The following is an 18,016-nucleotide window of genomic DNA, read 5'->3' on the forward strand; positions in this document are numbered from 1 at the left end:
TTGTAATTCTCCATATATTATGCTATGTTGATAACAAGAATTGTTACTATTTTTTTAGAATTACAATTATTTGGAGGAAACAGATATGATAAATATTAGAAAAGCCGCTATCATCGGCTGCGGATTTGTCGGAGCTTCATCCGCATTCAGCCTGGTACACAAAGGATTATTTTCAGAGCTGGTTCTGATCGATGCCAACCATGCCAAAGCAGAAGGCGAAGCCATGGATTTGAGTCACGGCCGGCCGTTTACTTCCCCTATGAAAATTTACGCCGGAAGTTACGACGACATCAGCGACTGTTCGCTGATTATCATTACAGCGGGCGCCAACCAGAAACCCGGTGAGACAAGACTGGATCTCGTCCACAAGAATGTAGCTATTTTCAAATCCATCATTCCCGAAATCACAAAGAGAAATTTTGAAGGAATCCTGCTGATCGTGGCAAATCCGGTGGACATCCTCACCTACGCCGCCCTCAAAATTTCCGGCTACCCAAAAGAACGGGTCCTCGGAAGCGGCACCGTGCTTGATTCCGCCCGTTTCCGCTACCTCTTAAGCGAGCATCTCAATGTGGACAGCCGAAGCGTTCACGCCTATATTATCGGTGAACACGGCGACAGCGAGCTTGCCGTCTGGAGCAGCGCCAATGTCTCCGGTATCGGCATCAATGATTTCTGCGAGCTCCGCGGCCACTACGAGCATGATGAGGCCATGGACCGGATTTACCGGACCGTGCGGGACAGCGCTTACGAAATCATCGAGCGGAAAGGCGCCACCTACTACGGTGTTGCCATGGCGGTGAGCCGGATCGCGGAGAGCATTATCCGCAACGAGCATTCCGTGCTCCCGGTTTCCAGTCTGATGGAGGGAGAATACGGGCTCACGGATCTGTGCATCAGTGTTCCTACCATTGTCTCCGCAAAAGGCGCCGAACAGGTACTGGAAATCCCGCTGAGTCAGGAGGAAAAAGAAAAACTTCAGAAATCCGCTGCAGAATTAAAGAAGGTCCTTGACAAATGCCTGCCAATACCTCTAAAATAGAAATGCTGCCAGATTTATGGCAGCATTTCTTAGAAGGAAGGCAGGAATTTTCATGAAACAATCTACGTTCTTCCGTGTACTGTTCTATATCATCGGTCTTCTGGTGCTCGCACTGGGTCTGACCTTGAACACCAAGACAGGGCTCGGAGTCTCACCTATTATCTCAGTCGCTTACAGCACGGCAGTCATCTCCGGACATAATTTCGGCAACATGACTCTTGCTCTCTATTCCCTCTTTGTGGTCATCGAACTTATTCTTCATCTCATAAGAGAACACCGCTATGTAGAAGAATCACACGGCGCACTGTCCCAGGCAGGAAAGCGTGACCGGAAGCTGATTTTCCTGATGGACATTCTCCAGATCCCTTTAAGCCTCATTTTTACGCGGTTTCTCAATGCATTCTCCGCTTTGATCCCGGCTCTTTACTCCGGTTCAGAAAGCAGTGCAGGAGAAATGGCATTTCGCGTCATCGTTCTGGTCATCGCAATCATTCTAACCGGGATCGGAGCCGCCATGTCCCTGAATATGCGCATCGTACCAAATCCAGGTGATGGAATTGTTCAGGCCATCGCAGATACGGCACACAAAAGCGTCGGCTTTACCAAAAACTGCTTCGATGTGCTCAATATTTCCATCACAATCACATTAAGCCTCACTTTCGCCGGGCATCTGATAGGCATCGGCGTCGGCACGATTCTTGCCATGATCGGAGTGGGACGCACGATTGCCGTCTTCAACCACTTTACATACGATAAAATGAAACAGCTGGCCGGCATCGAAAACTAAACAAGGCGAAACAAGTTTCTCAATACAAAAAATCCCCTCCGGGAATCCGCACACCAGCGGCGCGGTCATTTCCGAAGGGGATTTTTCACTTTCTTATATTATTCCCTGTCAGAATCTACAGGAACTCTTCTATTCCAGGGCTGATTTATACAAATCTTACTCCCTGTGAATATACGGTTTTTCCACCAAGGTATACCGTATTGACATTATAAACACAGGAGATGTCTTTGCTCAGATCTCCGTCTACTACAAGAATGTCTGCCAGCAGACCTTCTTTAATCATTCCAAGTTCATCTTCTCTTCCGAGAACTTTTGCAGGGTTTGCTGTTGATGTCTGAATCGCCTGTACCGGAGTGATTCCGTATTTTACCATCAGCTCCATTTCCTGAGCGATTGGAAGAACCGGAGCACCGTACATTACCATATCGCTTCCGGTGCAGACCGTCACACCTGTATCATAAAGCTCTTTAAAATGATCACGGTAGGCTTCATATGCCGGCTCATAGAACTGATAATCCCTCTGCTCTTTTGCGGCAACCGGATCATTGAATACATCCGCGTTTCCCTCCTCGATGTTCTTCTTGCACACTTCATATAAATATGTATAGGCAAAAATCGTCGGCGTCCACGCAATTCCCTTTTCTTTCATCTGCTGCGCCTGCTCTACTGTCAGGAATGTTCCGTGTTCAATCGTATCGAACCCGGCATCAATACACATCTGAATCGATGGATGAGTTCCCGCGTGAACAACACATTTGATTCCTCTTCTGTGGCACTCATCTGCCGCCGCATCTAATTCTTCCTGGGTGTACTCCGGAATATGGGAACGGTGGCTTGTAAGCAGTTTGATCCATTCCGCTCCATCTCTTCTCTGCTTTCTGATCTCTTTGCGGATTGCCCATGGTCCATCCACTTCAACAACTTCATCCCAGCAGTGTCCACCCGTCATACACATACCTTCTCCCACATGCGTGATACGGGGAATCGTGATAAATCCTTTCTCCTCCGCAAGTTTCAATGTCTTGCACACTCCGTGCGGAGAATAGCAGTCTCTGACACTTGTGATTCCTTTCGTAAATGCCGCCTGCGCATGCTGAAGTGCATACATCATAATCATCTGATCATTATAGTTGAAGCTGTCCGGCTGGCTGAACCAGTATCCCAGATGTGCATGCATATCGGTAAGTCCCGGCAAAATTGTTGCCTCCCCATAATCTTTGACTTCTTCCTCCGGATATTGGGCAGTCAATCCTTCCTTCTTCCCTACTTTTGCAATTTTGCCATCCTTTCCGATCAGCACTGCCGCCTTCTCAAGCACGGTGCTTCCGTCTCCGGTAATCAGATGTTCCGCTGTGATTATCATGTCTTTTTCCTCCTTGATCCCATACTGTCATATGATATTTCTCTTTCATCCCAAAGAGAAATCATCTCCATGCCATTTATTATAATGCACAATTAATCTTATTACAACTGGTGAAAAATATATATTTTGCACAATTTATTTCTGTTCACCCATGCTCAGAAAGGGAACATCTATCATTTGCAGGAAACGAAGCTTCCTGTTAAACAAAAAATGGCAGGATTCCTGCGAATCCTGCCATCATCATTCCATCAACGAAATTATTTAACGTTAACTTCAGCGCCTTCTCCTTCGAGTTTAGCTTTGATTTCTTCAGCTTCTTCTTTGGATACAGCTTCTTTTACTACCTTCGGAGCGTTGTCAACAAGGTCTTTTGCTTCTTTTAATCCAAGTCCTGTGATTTCACGAACAACTTTGATTACTTTAACTTTGGAAGCACCTGCAGAAACAAGTTCTACATCGAACTCTGTCTTTTCTTCAGCTGCTGCTGCTTCTCCGCCTGCTGCTGCTACAACAACACCTGCTGCTGCGGATACACCAAATTCTTCTTCACATGCTTTTACTAAATCGTTTAATTCTAATACAGATAATTCTTTGATAGCTTCAATAAATTCAGCTGTTGTTAATTTTGCCATTTTATTTACCTCCATATTTTGTATCGGTTTCGTTCTCTTGAATCAATGATTCTGAATCAATTACTCAGCTGGTGTTTCAGCTGGTTCTTCTGCCGGAGCTTCCTCTGCTGCTGCCTCGCACGCCTCTGCTCCACCCTGTTCAGCGATCTGATTAAGTACACGAGCAAGATTTGTGATAGGTGACTGTAAGCTTCCAAGCAATTTGGAAAGGAGCTCTTCTCTTGAAGGAATCTTGGAAAGTTCTGTGATTCCTGCTGCATCGTAAACAGTTCCTTCTACTACACCGGCTTTTACTTCCAGAGCCTCTGCTGTCTTGGCGAACTTGCAGATGATTCTTGCCGGAGCTGTAGCATCGTCTTTAGATACAACCATTGCGCTCGGTCCTTCCAGGTATTCTTCCAGACCTGCGAAATCCGTACCTTCAAAAGCTCTTTTCATCATTGTGTTCTTGCAGACTTTGTAAATGACACCTGCTTCTCTTAACTGTTTACGCAGTTCTGTGTCCTGTGCTACTGTAAGTCCACGGTAGTCAACAATGACAACTGACTGTGCATCCTTGATGTCATCAGCGATCGCCTGCACGATTGGCTGTTTTAATTCCACTTTTGCCACGATTAACGCACCTCCTTGTAGTATTTGTGAGCTGCCAGAAAAAAACCTCTCTGCAAAAAGACAGAGAGGTCAACATTCAAGTAAAGAATTTTGTCTTCCTCGGTAGGCGTTTTGATCCTTATGCCGTCCGGCACCTACTGTCTTCGGCAGTTACTTCGTAACAATACCATATATACTCATGGTTGTCAATATTTTTTGCTAATTTTTATTCTTCTGTTTTTGACGGGATTTTCATCGCTCTGTAAAACAGCAGGCTCCCAAGAAACGGTGCCAGTACCGCAAAGCACATTCCTGCTTTCATTCCAAACTGTTCCGCTGTATATCCAAACTGCTGCGCAAAGGCCGTCACATTTTCACTTCTGACGGCGCTGTCTGTGATCACCCCGACAATCTGCGGATAGAAGGTCGCCGCTCCGAAAAGCGCCAGGCCAAGCAGGTCGCCTATCGTTTTATTAATTCCAAATGCCGTTTCCAGATAACTGGATGCCCACTGGCTCATCGTCGATTCCGACGCTCCCGCAAAGAAAATGCAGATCAGATACAAAACCGCGGTTCTGCTGTGCAGCACTCCTGATGCCCCGGAGTCCTCTTTTTCTCCTTTCAGTTCCGGAATCGGCGCAGCCGCCATCATAATAGATGTTACTGCAGGGAGCAAGGTCAGAACCAACGTCATGCTCTGCCAGTTTTCACTGCCAAAAGCAATCATAAATCCCGCCGAAACTACTACGACAGCCAGCACACCCCACGCGTAGCAGGAATGAAGGCGGCTTTTGTGATCCGATATCGTTCCATTTTCATTCTCATAGCCCCCTCTTCATATTTAAGCTTCATTCTATCATATTGAAATCAGATGATGCAAGAAATCTTCTTCCGGGTTTCTATAATACCCAGATTCCATCATTCATGGTACAATGATCCTGAATAAAGCAAAAAACGGCATCCGGATTCCGGATGCGGCTGACGGAGGATTTGAACATGATTTTAATCAAACAAGCAGAAGTCTATACACCTCACATTATCGGAATCAAAGATGTACTCGTCTGTGGAGGACAGATCGAAGCCATAGAGGACCGCATCTCTCTCCCGCTTCCATCCTGTCATGTGATTGACGGAACCGGAAAGCTGCTCATTCCCGGAATCATCGATCCGCACGTGCACGTCACCGGAGGCGGCGGCGAAGGCAGTTTTCACACTCAGGTTCCTCCTGTCTCCCTGTCAGATCTGATTCGGGGCGGTGTTACTACTGTAGTCGGTCTTCTCGGAACAGACGGAATTACCAGAAGCGTTGAAAATCTGCTTGCCCGTGTCAAAGCACTGAAAGAAGAAGGAATCAGCACCTATGCCTGCACCGGTTCCTATGGCTTTCCGTCCGTCACTCTGACCGGAGACGTCAAAAGAGATCTCGTATTTATCGATGAGATTTTGGGGGTGAAACTCGCCCTTTCGGATCACAGAGCGCCAAACGTCACTGTCAATGAGCTCATGCGGCTAGGGAGCGATGCTCGCACCGCCGGGATGCTTTCCGGAAAATGTGGTATCGTTGTCCTTCACATGGGCGATGCCCCGTCCGGTCTTGCACCTGTCCAGGAAGCACTTGCACAGACAGCCATTCCGGTCAAGATCTTTCATCCGACCCACGTCAACCGTAAACGTGAGCTTCTGGAGGAAGCGTTTGCGTTTGCCCGTCAGGGCGGCTTCATCGATCTGACCTGCGGGATTGACGGAGCCGGACGCCCGGCCGCCTGTATCATGGAGTCCAGAGAACGTGGTATCCCGATGGAGCAGATCACCATAAGTTCCGATGGAATGGGAAGCTGGTCCACTTATGATGAATCCGGCAGTCTTCTTGCAATCGGATACGCACCGGTAGATACGGTTCTGAAGGAGGTCAAAGTCCTCGTCCAGGAATATCAGCTCCCTCTGGAAGAGGCTCTGTGCTTTGCCACTTCCAACACGGCCAGATCGCTGGAACTCTTCCCGAAAAAAGGATGTATCCGTGCCGGCTCCGATGCAGACCTTTTACTTCTGGAAGAAGATCTTTCCATCCATACGGTCATTGCCGGCGGCAGGCGTATGCTGGAAGATCATGTGCTTCTTCAGAAAGGCACCTACGAAATCTGATCCGATACTGTGAAATTTCTGCTAAACAAAAAGCAGGCACGGTCCGGGATGTCTGATTCCCGGCCGATGCCTGTTTTTCAATACTTATACTTATTTCAATGCTTATTCATGAATGGTCATTCGGATGGTACCGTCGGCCTCTTCCAGCAGTTGTGTGCGGAAAAAGATTTCTGACGCTTGTTCCAGATACACAAGATCCTTGATTCCCGAAGTCTCATAGGATGAATGCATGGCAAGCTGCGGGAGCCCGATATCAACGGCTTTCATAGACATCTGCGCCATGGCAAGATTGCCAAGCGTGCTTCCCCCGGCCATGTCAGAGCGGTTGGCAAAATACTGTACCGGCACCCCCGCTTTCCGGCAGATTTCCTGAAACAGCGCCGTACTGATGCCGTCACTTGTATATTTCTGTCCCGCATGGGACTTAATAACAATTCCCTCATTTAAATATGCACAGTTCCCCTCATCGGTTTTCTGAGGGTAATTCGGATGCACAGCATGTGCATTGTCACAGCTCAGAAGAAAGCTGGATGCAGCTGCCCGGCAGAAATCATCTTCCCCTTTTCCAAGGGCCCGGTTGACCCGTTTCAGGACATCTGTCAGGAACGTGGATGCAGCACCCTGTTTGGTCCCGGATCCCACTTCCTCGTTGTCAAAGCACGCAAAGACATTGATGCCTCCCGGATTTTTCCCTTTCAGGAATCCTTTCAAAGATGCATAGGCGCATTGAAGGTCATCCAGCTGAGGGCAGGAAAGGAACTCTTCCTCCAGCCCCCAGATCGAAGGTTTCATCCTGTTATATAAGAAAAGATCCATTCCAAGAATATGTTCCGGCCTTATCTGCAATTCCTCCGCGATCAGCTTCCTGACCGTATCCGGCTCCAGTTCCCTGGCAGACAACAGAGGCAGCATATCCTCCTGAAGGTTAAATTTCTGTCCCTCATTGACTTTACGGTTCATGTGAATTGCAAGACTCGGAATCAACAGAAGATCTCTGTCGATCTTCACCAGACGCTCCTGTATTCCGTCTTTTGTGCGCACGACTGCTCTTCCCGCCAGAGAAAGCGGACGGTCAAACCACGGTGCGCAGAGCATTCCACCATAGCCTTCTGTGTTAAGCTTTGTATAATGCCCTTTCACTGTCATTTCGGCACGTTCTTTTACCTTGAATGTGGGAGAATCACTGTGAGACGCCGCAATCTGGAATCCGTAGTCCTGCACGTCGTTTCCCACCTCAAATGCCAGGATACTGGAATGATTGCGGGTCACATAATAGCGCCCGCCTCTGTGGATTTCCCATCTTTCGGATTCTGCCAGCGGGAGAAATCCCTCCCGCTTCAAAATCTCTGCCATCTGCTCCACCGCATGAAACGGTGTCGGCGAATTCTGGATAAAGGCTGCCAGTTCCAGCGCCTCATCTTTGCACACCTGCGTATCCATCATCTCATTATACATCCTGTACCATTCCTTTCTCCCGTTCCCGCTTTGCAATCTTTGGCAGGATCAGGCCAAGTGCAGTCAGAACAATCGGTGTGATGATGTTGAGCGCCATGGTCATCGGATCTTTGCTGTACATTCCCATAATACAGCACGCCGCTGTCACAACAAAACACCAGCCTCCGAAGAAATATGCTATCTTTTGGCTCTTCACAAACCGGTACTCTGCCGGAATACGCTTGATCGCTCTCCGCAGCGCAATGTAGGCTACAAATACCCACAGATAACGGAGCGGCATACAGACAGAATTCAATCTTGTCAGCTGCTGAAGAACGGATGCCGCTCCAGGCATCACGGTCTGGATCAAAATAATTGCGCCGGAAAGAATGACCACCAGCCAGATTCCATTGCTGAACGCACCGTATTTGTTCTTTTTCAACAGTTTGCTTGGAATGAATTCTTTTGTCTTCTCGTTATCAAGAAGCATACGAAGAGGTGCGTCAATACTTAAAATCAAAATTGCGAACTGTCCGATCATGTTGCAGAGCGCATAAAGAACCAGGAACAAGTCTCCCACATGGTAATACTCGCCCAGACGCTGGAACGCCCAATAAGCACCGTTCGCGGCATAAGAATCAAACGTCTCCTGGCTTTCATTGATCACCGCCGGATCAAACATCATTCCCATGGCGATTGTTCCAAGGATCGCACATCCTGCCACCATAACCGCCATAAAGATAATTCCCTTTGGAAAACCTTTACTTGGATCTTTTACTTTATTGACATAAGGAGAAATTTTCTCGCATCCGCCTACCGCAAAGACCAGAATGGAAAGGCTTGTGAAGTAACCCATATTAAAATTCGGAATCAAATTATCCAGACTGAAATCCAGACTGATAAAATCTGCGCCCGGGTTAATCGCAGGTGCAGCGAACATCATTACGATGTACAAAAGGGACATGACAAACATGCTGGTTCCGGCAATCGTTGTCAGCTTCTTCAATGGATTAAGACCTCTGCTGGCAATATAGCAGCAGATCAGAAATACTGCCAGTGTCGCAAGCTGTACATAAACCGTCGGAATCGTATCATAGGTCTCATGATCACGGAAAATCGCCCAGCTCAGCGCTTTAAGCCCGCCGCTTCCCTTGCTGGCAATGTAAGTAATGTGACATGCCCAGTACGTCCATCCTGCATAATAAGCGATCTTCGGTCCTGTTGTCTCATAGATCCAGGAATTGACACCGCTTCCGCTGTTCTTGAAAGCGGAGCCCAGTTCTCCGACCATCAGGGCATACGGAATAAAGTACAGGGCAAACATCAGTATCCAGCTGAGCATTACCTGCGTTCCGTTAAAATAGATAAATCCGTTTAATACATTTCCAAATCCCCACACGGTAGAGAATGACATAAATGCAAGGACATACCATTGTATTTTCTTATCTTGTGTTTTCATATTTCTTCTACCTTTCTACTGTTTTACGTACAGGGAAAGAATTTCTTTGATCACTCTCACGGCAAGATACATTCCTTCCGCTGTATCATGTTCATACGGCCCGTGGTACGCATGTCCGCCCGTTCTCCCACAGACCGGAGGTTCATCCTCTCTTCCTTTTAGATTTTCCGGCAGTTCCCTGCCTTTTCGTTCAAGCGCTTTTCACATGATTCCATTATAATTTTTATAAATATCAGTTTCAAATAACTAATCAGAATGACTTATATAACTATTCCCTTATAATCCCTTTTATTTTGACTGATAATTTTCTCTTTGTATCCATAAATTGTATATCTTTCCCACACAAAAAAACAGCGCCCGAAAACTTTCCTTTTTTCCGGGTACTGTTTTTCTTCTTATTATTTGTTTCTTTTATATGTTTCATAACAGAATGTTTATAATTCTTTTTCTTCCACCGCAATTTTCATAAATTCTGCCATACACTTTGTGAAATATTTATTTTTGCGGTAATAAAAATATACATTACGCTGCGCTGCCGGATCATCAATTTTATAGTATATAATATTCCGGTTGTACGGAAGGCTTTTTACTACCGTGTCACTTACAATCGCGATCCCCATCTCCCGTTCTGTATATGCCAGGATAGACAGAATCTGATCCATCTTAAACGCCACACGCGGCACAAATCCGGCCCGTTTGCAGATTGCCTCCACCCGTTCTCTTGTATCATTGTGGGCCCGCAGCATGAGGAACGGATCCTGCTCAAACAGTTTCAGCGCCACACCGTAGACTTCCGGACGCATATGGACATTCTGCTTGATATCATCCGATGTCATACCCCATGCCTGAGCCGCTTTGTTGCTTTCAAACGAAGCAGGCACGGCAAGCAGCAGATTCTCTTTCATAAAAAACCGCTTGTCATAGATCTCCTCATCCATCGGATAGTTATCCAGCATCAGATCCACTTCCCCTGAAAAGAGCTTCTTCTCGATCTGGGAAGTGTGCGCTTCCACAAGGTTCAGTTTGATCTGCGGAAATTTCTCACGGAATTTCTTGATAATCCCCGGCAGTACAAACGAGATAAACAGATAGGTCCCGCCGATACTCAGGCGCCCTGTGAGCATGTCGTTCAGATTCCCGACATAACACTCAAACTCCTCCTCCAGATCCATGATCTTTTCTGCCGTCTTGATATATTTTTTCCCGCATTCCGTCAGTTGGATCGGCACCGTGCTTCTGTCGAACAGCGGCATTCCGATCTTCTTTTCAATCTTCTTTACCGTTGCACTAAGAGCAGGCTGCGAAATGTAAAGATTGGCCGCCGCCCTGGAAAAGCTTCCTTCTTTATAAACTTCATAGACATATTCCATGTTTGCAAATGTATTTTCCTTCATGATTCTTCCTTCTCTTTTTTGCTTTCCGCCAGCCGGCACACCGCTCTGCCATCCGCCGCATCCAGATACAATACCGCATGTCCCCGCACATCATACACTTTTACTATCCGCAGCAGTTCCGCCGCGGTTTCTCCGGCTAATCTCTCTGTCACTTCCGGGCAGGCCGAAAGCATCTCCGGGCGGTAGATTCTTGTCTTGCTGTTCTCGTTGATCGCTCCGTAGTAAACGTCAGCCTCAACCAGATTCTGGAACATGTGGCTTCCATAGGAAAGTTCCGGCCGGTACCCTGCCTTCCCGTACGCCACTTCACAGATAGCTCCGAAACTGCTGATATCCGCATAGGAAACCGGAACACCAAGTTCCGGTGACGAAGTCCCGATTCTGCCGGGAGCCAGAAGGAGTGCTTTCTCCTCCGTCTCCTCCAGATAATGATTGATCTTTCCGATCACATGCCCAACATCCGGTTTCTTCTTATATGGATAGTCATAGTACGCCTGCGGATCCACCCAGACAATATAATCAAGCTTCTGCTCTTTGGAACGCCGCATGGAAGTCCGCCGCACATCAAACAGGAATTCTCCATCTTTATCTTTCGGGATCTTGACCTGATCCGAAATTCCCGAACGCAGCGGCCTGCACTGTACAAGGGTTACTTTCCATCCATCTTCCGATGCATTCACGGCAAACTCGATATCCACCGGCTGCCGGTAATTCTCCTCCAGTTTTTTCAGAAGCGTTTTCATCATCCGGATAAACGTACGGTCTTCCACCAGTCCCTGACAGTCCGCAAAATAGATCTTCCGGTAGTCTCCCCGTCTTGCAAGCAGTTCTTCCGCATCCGTATCCCGGTCCAGAAGCAGTCGACGATAAGATTTCGGGAAGATATCCAGAAGCTCCGACAGATTTTTCGTACAGATCTTACGGGCATCCAGATCGATCACATCCACCTGACGCTGAGAGTACTTGTGTTTTTCCCCTGTCGTTCCCCAGAGATTCCCCTGCGCGCAGTCCAGGCCTACCAGCCGTGGATAATCCCCCGGTGTCCGGGTTACGGCTCTCGTTCCAAGCCCTGCCACCAGCCGGAGCATCCCTGCTTCCGGATTGATGTGTTCCATCCATTTGTATGGATTGTAGGAGCATCCCATCCCCGCAGCAGCCGGAAAATACAGACTTCCGATCTGTGTCCCCGCTGCCTTTTGAATCAGAAGCCCCATCTGCTCTTCCTGATCTTTCCGATGCCATTTCTTCCGGTATTCCACCGCTTCCTGATTCTTCACACTGTCGTAGACTCTTGAAACCGCGTTCAGCATTTCCCGGATCCGCTCTTCTTCTGTCCCCTGATTCGAGCAGAAAACGGACTCATACTTTCCAAAAAAAGCATTGTCATACCCGTCTTCCATCAGGCTGCTGGAACGGACGATATACGGTGCTCCGTTAAAATAATTCAGGATCCTCTCAAACTCTCCCCGGAACGTTTCGATCGTTTTTCCGTCCCGTACCTGGCAGAAAATCTCCGTTCCCACAAACCAGGAGGGACAGCGCTCCCACCGGTCTGCATACTCGCCAAGAAGTGTCTCCATCATCTTCTCCACCAGGACAAATCCGCATGCCTTCCCGCCGATCACTCCGCCTCCTGTCTTATGATCAGAAATCCTCTGAAAATCTTCCTCTTCAAAATATGTGAGGATTGTTCTCGCAAGTCTCGGATCCTGCGTCATCATTTCGCGGCAAAGCTCCCTCTTTTTTTCCTCTTCCATAATTCCTCATCCTCTCTGCTCTTCTACTTAAAAGTTTATCCCCTGACATCTCCGATTTCAAATACAGCTCGTCTATAGTCTCTATAACTGTTTATTTATATCATAGCTGTTTTGTCTAATTATTTCAAAATATTTTTGATTTTTTTGTCTATTTTTTCGATTATTCTATGGGCTGCTATAGATTTTCTTTTATAAAATTTATACAAATATAAATATTTGTTTTTTCTCCCGGCCGTTTCTATAATGAGGGCAGAGCAAGGAGGAAAACGATCATGACATCTCTCAGAGCACTCTCCAAAGAAAAACTGACAGATCTTCAGTCTGCACTTTGGAATGAATACAGACAGGAACAGGCGAAGGGACTTCATTTAAATATGTCCCGCGGAAAGCCGGCCCCGGATCAGCTGGATCTTTCCATGGATCTTCTCCGTCTCCCTGATTCCTGTATATTGGAAGACGGCACCGATGCCAGAAACTATGGGATCCTACAGGGTATCCCCGAATGCCGGAAGCTGTTCGGGAATCTGCTCGGTATACCGGCAGATCAGATTATTATGGGAGGAAATGCCAGCTTAAATCTCATGTTTGATACAATGGCTTTCCTGTTTTTGTTCGGCACAGGCGGAAACAGGCCGTGGGCCGATTATCGGACCGTGGGACGTACCGTCAGATTTTTATGCCCGGTTCCAGGCTACGACCGCCACTTCCGGATCTGCGAAGAACTCGGCATCGAAATGATCCCTGTCCGTCTTCTGGAAGACGGCCCGGATATGAACCAGGTGAAAGAACTGGTCAAAAACGACGAGCAGATCAAGGGCATCTGGTGTGTCCCGCTGCACTCCAACCCGCAGGGTGTCTGCTACAGCGATGCTGTGGTAGAGGAACTTGCTTCCATGGAAACAGCCGCGGATGATTTCCGGATTTTCTGGGACAACGCGTACGGAATCCACCATATATACGAAGAGGTACCGCTGAAAGATATCCTTACAGCCTGTGAAAAGGCCGGCCATCCAAACCGGTGCTACTATTTTTTCTCTACCTCAAAAATTACCTTTCCGGGAGCCGGTGTTTCTCTGATCGCCGCAAGTCCGGACAATATAAAAGAGCTTCTGGGCCATATGTCCGCCCAGACGATCAGCCATGACAAGCTGAATCAGCTCCGGCATGTTCAGTTTTTCGGTACGCCGGAAAAGATTCTGATTCATATGCAGAAACTTGCTGATCTTCTGCGCCCCAAATTTGATATCGTCCTTCAGAAACTGGAGGAAGGTATCGGTCAGGATTCTTCCATTGCATTCTGGAGCCATCCGAAAGGAGGCTACTTCATCTCCCTGAATGTCTCCGACGGATGCGCAAAACGGACGGTCGAGCTTGCCGGGCAGGCCGGAGTCACGTTGACAGCAGCCGGCGCCTCTTATCCATACGGAAAGGACCCTGATGACAGCAATATCCGTATTGCCCCGTCTTACCCTTCCGAAGAAGAACTGGCACAGGCCATGGACATCTTGATTCTATGTATAAAAATCGCATATCTTGAAAAACTGCTGGGGAACCAGCCAAAATAGAAAGGTCATCAAAAAGGAGAAATGTAATCATGAAACAGAGCTATAATCCGTATGACAATGTACTGAAGGTAGTGCAGGACGCAGCTGCCATTCTTGGATACAGTGACAGCGACATTGAAGCAATCAAGTATCCGGAGCGGGAACTGAAGGTTTCCATTCCGGTCCGGATGGATGACGGGACGACACATGTATTCCAGGGGTACAGGATCCAACACTCCACTTCCAGAGGTCCTGCAAAAGGAGGCATTCGTTTCCATCCGGACGTCAATGCAGACGAAGTACGCGCGCTCGCTGCATGGATGACTTTTAAATGCGCTGTTGTCAACATCCCGTACGGCGGCGGCAAAGGCGGCGTTGTCTGTGATCCATCCAAACTTTCCGAAAACGAAATCCGGGCTATCACAAGACGTTATACCGCAGCAATCGCTCCGCTGATCGGACCGGAACAGGATATTCCGGCACCGGATGTAGGAACAAATGCCGCTGTCATGGGATGGATCATGGATACTTACAGCATGCTCAAAGGCCACTGTATTCATGGTGTTGTCACCGGAAAACCGCTGGAACTGGGCGGAGCTCTTGGACGAAACGAAGCTACCGGACGCGGCGTTATGTTTACAACCTTAAATATCCTGAAAAAACTTGGCATCCCTTCTGAAGGTACAACGGTTGCTGTACAGGGTGCCGGAAATGTGGGAAGTGTTTCTGCCAAACTGCTTCATGAAGCAGGATTAAAGGTCGTAGCCATCAGCGACGTTTCCGGCGGCATCTACAATCCGGACGGTCTGGACATTCCGACCATTTTATCCTACCTGGCCGCAGACCGCAGAAATCTCTTAAAAGATTTCAATGAGGATGGTACCACCCACATCTCCAACGAGGAGCTTCTGGAGCTCCCGGTCACCGTCCTGGTACCGGCCGCTCTGGAAAACCAGATCAATGCAGGAAACGCCGGAAAAATACAGGCAAAGCTTATTGTGGAGGCTGCCAACGGGCCAACCACCTCTGAGGCGGATGAAATCCTTGCAAAACGGGGAATTGAAGTGGTTCCGGACATCCTTGCCAACGCAGGCGGTGTTGTTGTCTCCTACTTCGAGTGGGTGCAGAACATTCAGTCCGTCAGCTGGACCGAGGACGAAGTCAACAAGAAACTCAAAGATATCATGGACGCGGCCTTTGAATCCGTATGGGATCTGACACAGGAAAAGCATACCACACTCCGTATGGGCGCTTATCTGATCGCATTGAAACGTGTTGTGGATGCGAAATCCGCAAGAGCAATCTGGCCGTAAAAAAAGCAAAATCCTCCAGAAAAGTTGAACATATAACTTTTTACATAAACAGGCGCATATATAACTGCGCCTGTTTTTTCTTCCATTTCCCGCTTTCTTCTGCTATACTTATTCTGCATTTATACAATCGGGCTATTTGCCCGGACTGGTTCGTGAACTTCCCAGTATAAAAAACCAAGTATCTCAAAATTCAAAAAAAACAAAGGAGATTGGAGAATGAATGCAAGAAAAGTAATTCTGGACTGCGATCCGGGAATCGATGACGCACTGGCGCTCATGCTGGCTCTTTCCCTTCCGGGACTTGACGTCATCGGGATCACAGTTGTCTGCGGGAATGTTCCCGTCGAAAAAGGCGTGAAAAACGCACTGAAAATCCTTGAACTGATGAACAGAACAGAGATCCCTGTCTATGCAGGTGAGGCAAAGCCTCTTGTAAGGCCATACGTAGACGCGATGGATACCCACGGCGGGGACGGTCTCGGAGAATCCGCTTTTCCGGATCCGGCAGGTTCCCCGGCCGAAGCCGACGCAGTTTCTTATCTTTCTGATGTGCTTTTATCAGAGGAACAGGTTTCTGTCATTGCGCTTGGCCCGCTGACAAATCTGGCCCGGCTTCTGGAACGGTCTCCGGAAGCATTTGCCCGGATACAGGAGCTTGTCTCCATGGGAGGCACTTACAAATCACACGGGAACTGTTCTCCTGTGGCGGAGTACAACTACTGGTGTGATCCGGATGCCGCCGCAAAGGTCTTTGAAGCATATGCTTCCTTGCCGGAACTGTCCGGGAAGAACATTCATATGATCGGACTCGACGTCACCCGGAAGATCGTCCTGACTCCAAACCTGATCGAGTACATGAAACGGCTTCATCCGTTCCTTGGCGGAAAAATCGAAGCGATCACCCGGTTTTATCTGGACTTCCACTGGGAGCAGGAAGGCATCATCGGATGCGTCATCAACGACCCGCTTGCTGTTGCCTATTTTGCCGATCATTCCATCTGCAGCGGCTTTGACGCCTATACAGCAGTGGAAACCGGAGGAATCAGCTACGGACAGACTCTGGTGGATGCCTATGAATTCTGGAAGAAGCCGCACAACAGCCACATTTTAACCGAGACGAATCCGTACCGTTTCTGGCTTTTGTTCTGCTGTCAGGTACTTGGTGCAGACGAAACGGCGGCCCGGCATATTCTTTCCCGTATTCTGACAGAGGAGGTGACGGCATGAATTTACCAAAAAAACTGACTGTACTGCAGATGTGCTTCCTTGCTCTGGCTGCCGTATTAAACATTGCCGGGGCAAATATCGCGCTTCTGCTTAGAATCCCTCTGTACCTGGATACCCTTGGTACCTTTTTGTCGGCTATGTTGTTCGGCCCGTTTTACGGAATGATCCCGGGACTGTTAAGCGGGCTTCTGACCGGATTCACCACAGATATCTATTCCCTGTTTTATCTCCCGGTTCAGCTGGTCACCGCTCTTGCGGCCGGATTTCTCTTTTACGAGAAATCTTTCAAAACGGGAAAATACCGGATTCTACTGTTCGCTGCGGCAGTAACGGTCCCTGGAACGATTGTTTCCGCTTCCATCACCGCATTTCTGTTCGGCGGAATTACGTCCTCCGGTTCTTCTATCCTCGTACAGCTTTTGCACCATACAGGGCTGAATCTGACGGCAAGCGTGTTCTGTGTGCAGCTTCTGACGGATTATCTGGACCGGGCTGTCATGTTGTGTCTGTCTGTACTGGTACTTGGAGTACTGCCCGCTTCCATGCTGGCAGTACTAAAGAAAGGACAAAGAAATTATGGATCGTTATAGTAAAATTACCAATAAAAACCAGCGAGAAATCGTCCTGCTGAAAGCCTATCCATGCGTCTGGGGCAAATGCCGGTTCTGCGATTACATCGATGACAATTCCAGAGACAAAGAAGGCATGCTCGCATTGAACCGTGAAGTGCTCTCCCACGTCACCGGAGAATTCGGTGTTCTGGAAGTCATCAATTCCGGAAGCTGCTTTGAACTTCCAAAAGAGACGCTGGAGGATATCCGAAACATCGTCCGGGAAAAGAACATCCGAAAGCTCTTTTTTGAGGCCCACTGGATCTACCGGAAGCGTCTGGATGAAATGCGGGAATTCTTTGGAATCCAGATCGTCTACAAAACCGGTGCCGAAACCTTTGATTACGACTTCAGAGAACATTACCTGAATAAACATGCGGACTTTCAGGATGCCGAAGAGCTGAGCCGCTACTTTGACTCCCCGTGCCTGATGGTAGGAATCAAAGGCCAGACAAAAGAGATGATCCGAAACGATATTGCGCTTTTAAAGCGTTACTTCAAACTCGGTACCATCAACGTCTTCACCAACAATACGACGGATGTCAAACGGGATGAGGACCTGGTTAAATGGTTTCTGGAAGAATTCCGGTATCTGGAAGAAGATCCTTCCGTGGAAGTGCTGTATGAAAATACCGACTTCGGTGTCGGAGACTGATAAAAGGCTGCGCGGCGTGCGCAGCCTTCTTTTATGGCTGAATGGTACGGATAGCATTTTCCCGA

The 18,016-nt window shown here is 48.0% G+C and carries 16 protein-coding genes, 1 riboswitch and 1 other annotated feature; of the genes, 8 read left to right on the forward strand and 8 right to left on the reverse strand.

All coding sequences use genetic code 11. From position 1 onward, the window contains the following. Positions 1–85 precede the first annotated feature (85 nt). Entirely contained in the window at positions 86–1,042 is a 957-nt protein-coding gene (locus FGQ85_RS10335; RefSeq protein ID WP_138373401.1) for an L-lactate dehydrogenase, read from the forward strand. 52 nt (positions 1,043–1,094) lie between these two features. Then, a complete protein-coding gene (locus FGQ85_RS10340; protein ID WP_087167027.1) occupies positions 1,095–1,829 on the forward strand; it encodes a DUF6198 family protein in 735 nt (244 codons plus the stop codon). 145 nt (positions 1,830–1,974) lie between these two features. Here FGQ85_RS10340 and FGQ85_RS10345 read toward each other — a convergent pair whose 3' ends face one another. The 4 genes from FGQ85_RS10345 to FGQ85_RS10360 form a co-directional block, all read right to left on the reverse strand. Continuing rightward, the gene (locus tag FGQ85_RS10345) at positions 1,975–3,192 is read right to left on the reverse strand and encodes an amidohydrolase family protein (RefSeq protein WP_138373402.1); all 1,218 of its coding nucleotides are present in this window, start codon (positions 3,190–3,192) and stop codon (positions 1,975–1,977) included. 257 nt (positions 3,193–3,449) lie between these two features. Continuing rightward, positions 3,450–3,824 (reverse strand): 50S ribosomal protein L7/L12, encoded by a 375-nt coding sequence (gene rplL / locus FGQ85_RS10350; RefSeq protein WP_087167025.1) that lies wholly within the window; start codon positions 3,822–3,824, stop codon positions 3,450–3,452. 60 nt (positions 3,825–3,884) lie between these two features. Further along, positions 3,885–4,436 carry a 50S ribosomal protein L10 gene (gene rplJ / locus FGQ85_RS10355; protein WP_087167024.1) on the reverse strand — a complete coding sequence of 184 codons (552 nt, stop codon included), beginning with the start codon at positions 4,434–4,436 and terminating at the stop codon, positions 3,885–3,887. A gap of 30 nt (positions 4,437–4,466) precedes the next feature. Beyond that, positions 4,467–4,601, reverse strand: a sequence feature (ribosomal protein L10 leader region). Between the two features lie 40 nt (positions 4,602–4,641). Next, positions 4,642–5,142, reverse strand: a complete 501-nt coding sequence (locus tag FGQ85_RS10360) for a hypothetical protein (protein ID WP_138373403.1) — start codon at positions 5,140–5,142, stop codon at positions 4,642–4,644. A gap of 269 nt (positions 5,143–5,411) precedes the next feature. Here FGQ85_RS10360 and iadA point away from each other — a divergent pair, with 269 nt between their 5' ends. Continuing rightward, positions 5,412–6,557, forward strand: a complete 1,146-nt coding sequence (gene iadA, locus FGQ85_RS10365) for a beta-aspartyl-peptidase (protein WP_138373404.1) — start codon at positions 5,412–5,414, stop codon at positions 6,555–6,557. A 102-nt stretch (positions 6,558–6,659) separates the two neighbouring features. Here iadA and FGQ85_RS10370 read toward each other — a convergent pair whose 3' ends face one another. The 4 genes from FGQ85_RS10370 to FGQ85_RS10385 form a co-directional block, all read right to left on the reverse strand. Further along, a complete protein-coding gene (locus FGQ85_RS10370; protein WP_330616911.1) occupies positions 6,660–8,000 on the reverse strand; it encodes a M18 family aminopeptidase in 1,341 nt (446 codons plus the stop codon). Between the two features lie 4 nt (positions 8,001–8,004). Further along, positions 8,005–9,450: an amino acid permease gene (locus tag FGQ85_RS10375; protein ID WP_138373405.1), complete on the reverse strand. Its 1,446-nt coding sequence runs from the start codon at positions 9,448–9,450 to the stop codon at positions 8,005–8,007. 434 nt (positions 9,451–9,884) lie between these two features. Beyond that, entirely contained in the window at positions 9,885–10,844 is a 960-nt protein-coding gene (locus tag FGQ85_RS10380) for a LysR family transcriptional regulator (RefSeq protein WP_138373406.1), read from the reverse strand. Then, positions 10,841–12,601: a PEP/pyruvate-binding domain-containing protein gene (locus FGQ85_RS10385; RefSeq protein WP_138373407.1), complete on the reverse strand. Its 1,761-nt coding sequence runs from the start codon at positions 12,599–12,601 to the stop codon at positions 10,841–10,843. The genes FGQ85_RS10380 and FGQ85_RS10385 overlap by 4 nt, the downstream gene beginning before the upstream one ends. Before the next feature lie 272 nt (positions 12,602–12,873). On the opposite strand from FGQ85_RS10385, the gene FGQ85_RS10390 reads away from it, so the two are divergent. The 5 genes from FGQ85_RS10390 (at position 12,874) to FGQ85_RS10410 (ending at position 17,951) form a co-directional block, all read left to right on the forward strand. Continuing rightward, positions 12,874–14,166, forward strand: a complete 1,293-nt coding sequence (locus FGQ85_RS10390; RefSeq protein ID WP_138373408.1) for an aminotransferase class I/II-fold pyridoxal phosphate-dependent enzyme — start codon at positions 12,874–12,876, stop codon at positions 14,164–14,166. 29 nt (positions 14,167–14,195) lie between these two features. Next, positions 14,196–15,458: a Glu/Leu/Phe/Val dehydrogenase gene (locus FGQ85_RS10395; RefSeq protein ID WP_138373409.1), complete on the forward strand. Its 1,263-nt coding sequence runs from the start codon at positions 14,196–14,198 to the stop codon at positions 15,456–15,458. Between the two features lie 139 nt (positions 15,459–15,597). Then, a riboswitch (PreQ1 riboswitch) is annotated at positions 15,598–15,642 on the forward strand. Between the two features lie 32 nt (positions 15,643–15,674). Further along, positions 15,675–16,685 (forward strand): nucleoside hydrolase, encoded by a 1,011-nt coding sequence (locus FGQ85_RS10400; protein ID WP_138373410.1) that lies wholly within the window; start codon positions 15,675–15,677, stop codon positions 16,683–16,685. Beyond that, positions 16,682–17,275, forward strand: coding sequence for an ECF transporter S component (locus tag FGQ85_RS10405; RefSeq protein ID WP_087167015.1), 594 nt, complete (start codon positions 16,682–16,684; stop codon positions 17,273–17,275). The genes FGQ85_RS10400 and FGQ85_RS10405 overlap by 4 nt, the downstream gene beginning before the upstream one ends. Continuing rightward, positions 17,262–17,951, forward strand: a complete 690-nt coding sequence (locus FGQ85_RS10410; protein WP_087167014.1) for a radical SAM protein — start codon at positions 17,262–17,264, stop codon at positions 17,949–17,951. The genes FGQ85_RS10405 and FGQ85_RS10410 overlap by 14 nt, the downstream gene beginning before the upstream one ends. Positions 17,952–18,016 lie beyond the last annotated feature (65 nt).

Source organism: Pseudoflavonifractor sp. BSD2780061688st1 E11, from assembly GCF_005844125.1.
Classification (GTDB): domain Bacteria; phylum Bacillota; class Clostridia; order Lachnospirales; family Lachnospiraceae; genus Sellimonas; species Sellimonas catena.

What these genes read in the sequence shown, in the direction of transcription:
- FGQ85_RS10335 (WP_138373401.1), top strand. Translation starts at nt 86, where the DNA reads ATGATAAATATTAGAAAAGCCGCTATCATCGGCTGCGGATTTGTCGGA.
- FGQ85_RS10340 (WP_087167027.1), top strand. Translation starts at nt 1,095, where the DNA reads ATGAAACAATCTACGTTCTTCCGTGTACTGTTCTATATCATCGGTCTT.
- FGQ85_RS10345 (WP_138373402.1), bottom strand. Translation starts at nt 3,192, where the DNA reads ATGATAATCACAGCGGAACATCTGATTACCGGAGACGGAAGCACCGTG.
- rplL (WP_087167025.1), bottom strand. Translation starts at nt 3,824, where the DNA reads ATGGCAAAATTAACAACAGCTGAATTTATTGAAGCTATCAAAGAATTA.
- FGQ85_RS10360 (WP_138373403.1), bottom strand. Translation starts at nt 5,142, where the DNA reads ATGATTGCTTTTGGCAGTGAAAACTGGCAGAGCATGACGTTGGTTCTG.
- iadA (WP_138373404.1), top strand. Translation starts at nt 5,412, where the DNA reads ATGATTTTAATCAAACAAGCAGAAGTCTATACACCTCACATTATCGGA.
- FGQ85_RS10370 (WP_330616911.1), bottom strand. Translation starts at nt 8,000, where the DNA reads ATGATGGATACGCAGGTGTGCAAAGATGAGGCGCTGGAACTGGCAGCC.
- FGQ85_RS10375 (WP_138373405.1), bottom strand. Translation starts at nt 9,450, where the DNA reads ATGAAAACACAAGATAAGAAAATACAATGGTATGTCCTTGCATTTATG.
- FGQ85_RS10380 (WP_138373406.1), bottom strand. Translation starts at nt 10,844, where the DNA reads ATGAAGGAAAATACATTTGCAAACATGGAATATGTCTATGAAGTTTAT.
- FGQ85_RS10385 (WP_138373407.1), bottom strand. Translation starts at nt 12,601, where the DNA reads ATGGAAGAGGAAAAAAAGAGGGAGCTTTGCCGCGAAATGATGACGCAG.
- FGQ85_RS10390 (WP_138373408.1), top strand. Translation starts at nt 12,874, where the DNA reads ATGACATCTCTCAGAGCACTCTCCAAAGAAAAACTGACAGATCTTCAG.
- FGQ85_RS10395 (WP_138373409.1), top strand. Translation starts at nt 14,196, where the DNA reads ATGAAACAGAGCTATAATCCGTATGACAATGTACTGAAGGTAGTGCAG.
- FGQ85_RS10400 (WP_138373410.1), top strand. Translation starts at nt 15,675, where the DNA reads ATGAATGCAAGAAAAGTAATTCTGGACTGCGATCCGGGAATCGATGAC.
- FGQ85_RS10405 (WP_087167015.1), top strand. Translation starts at nt 16,682, where the DNA reads ATGAATTTACCAAAAAAACTGACTGTACTGCAGATGTGCTTCCTTGCT.
- FGQ85_RS10410 (WP_087167014.1), top strand. Translation starts at nt 17,262, where the DNA reads ATGGATCGTTATAGTAAAATTACCAATAAAAACCAGCGAGAAATCGTC.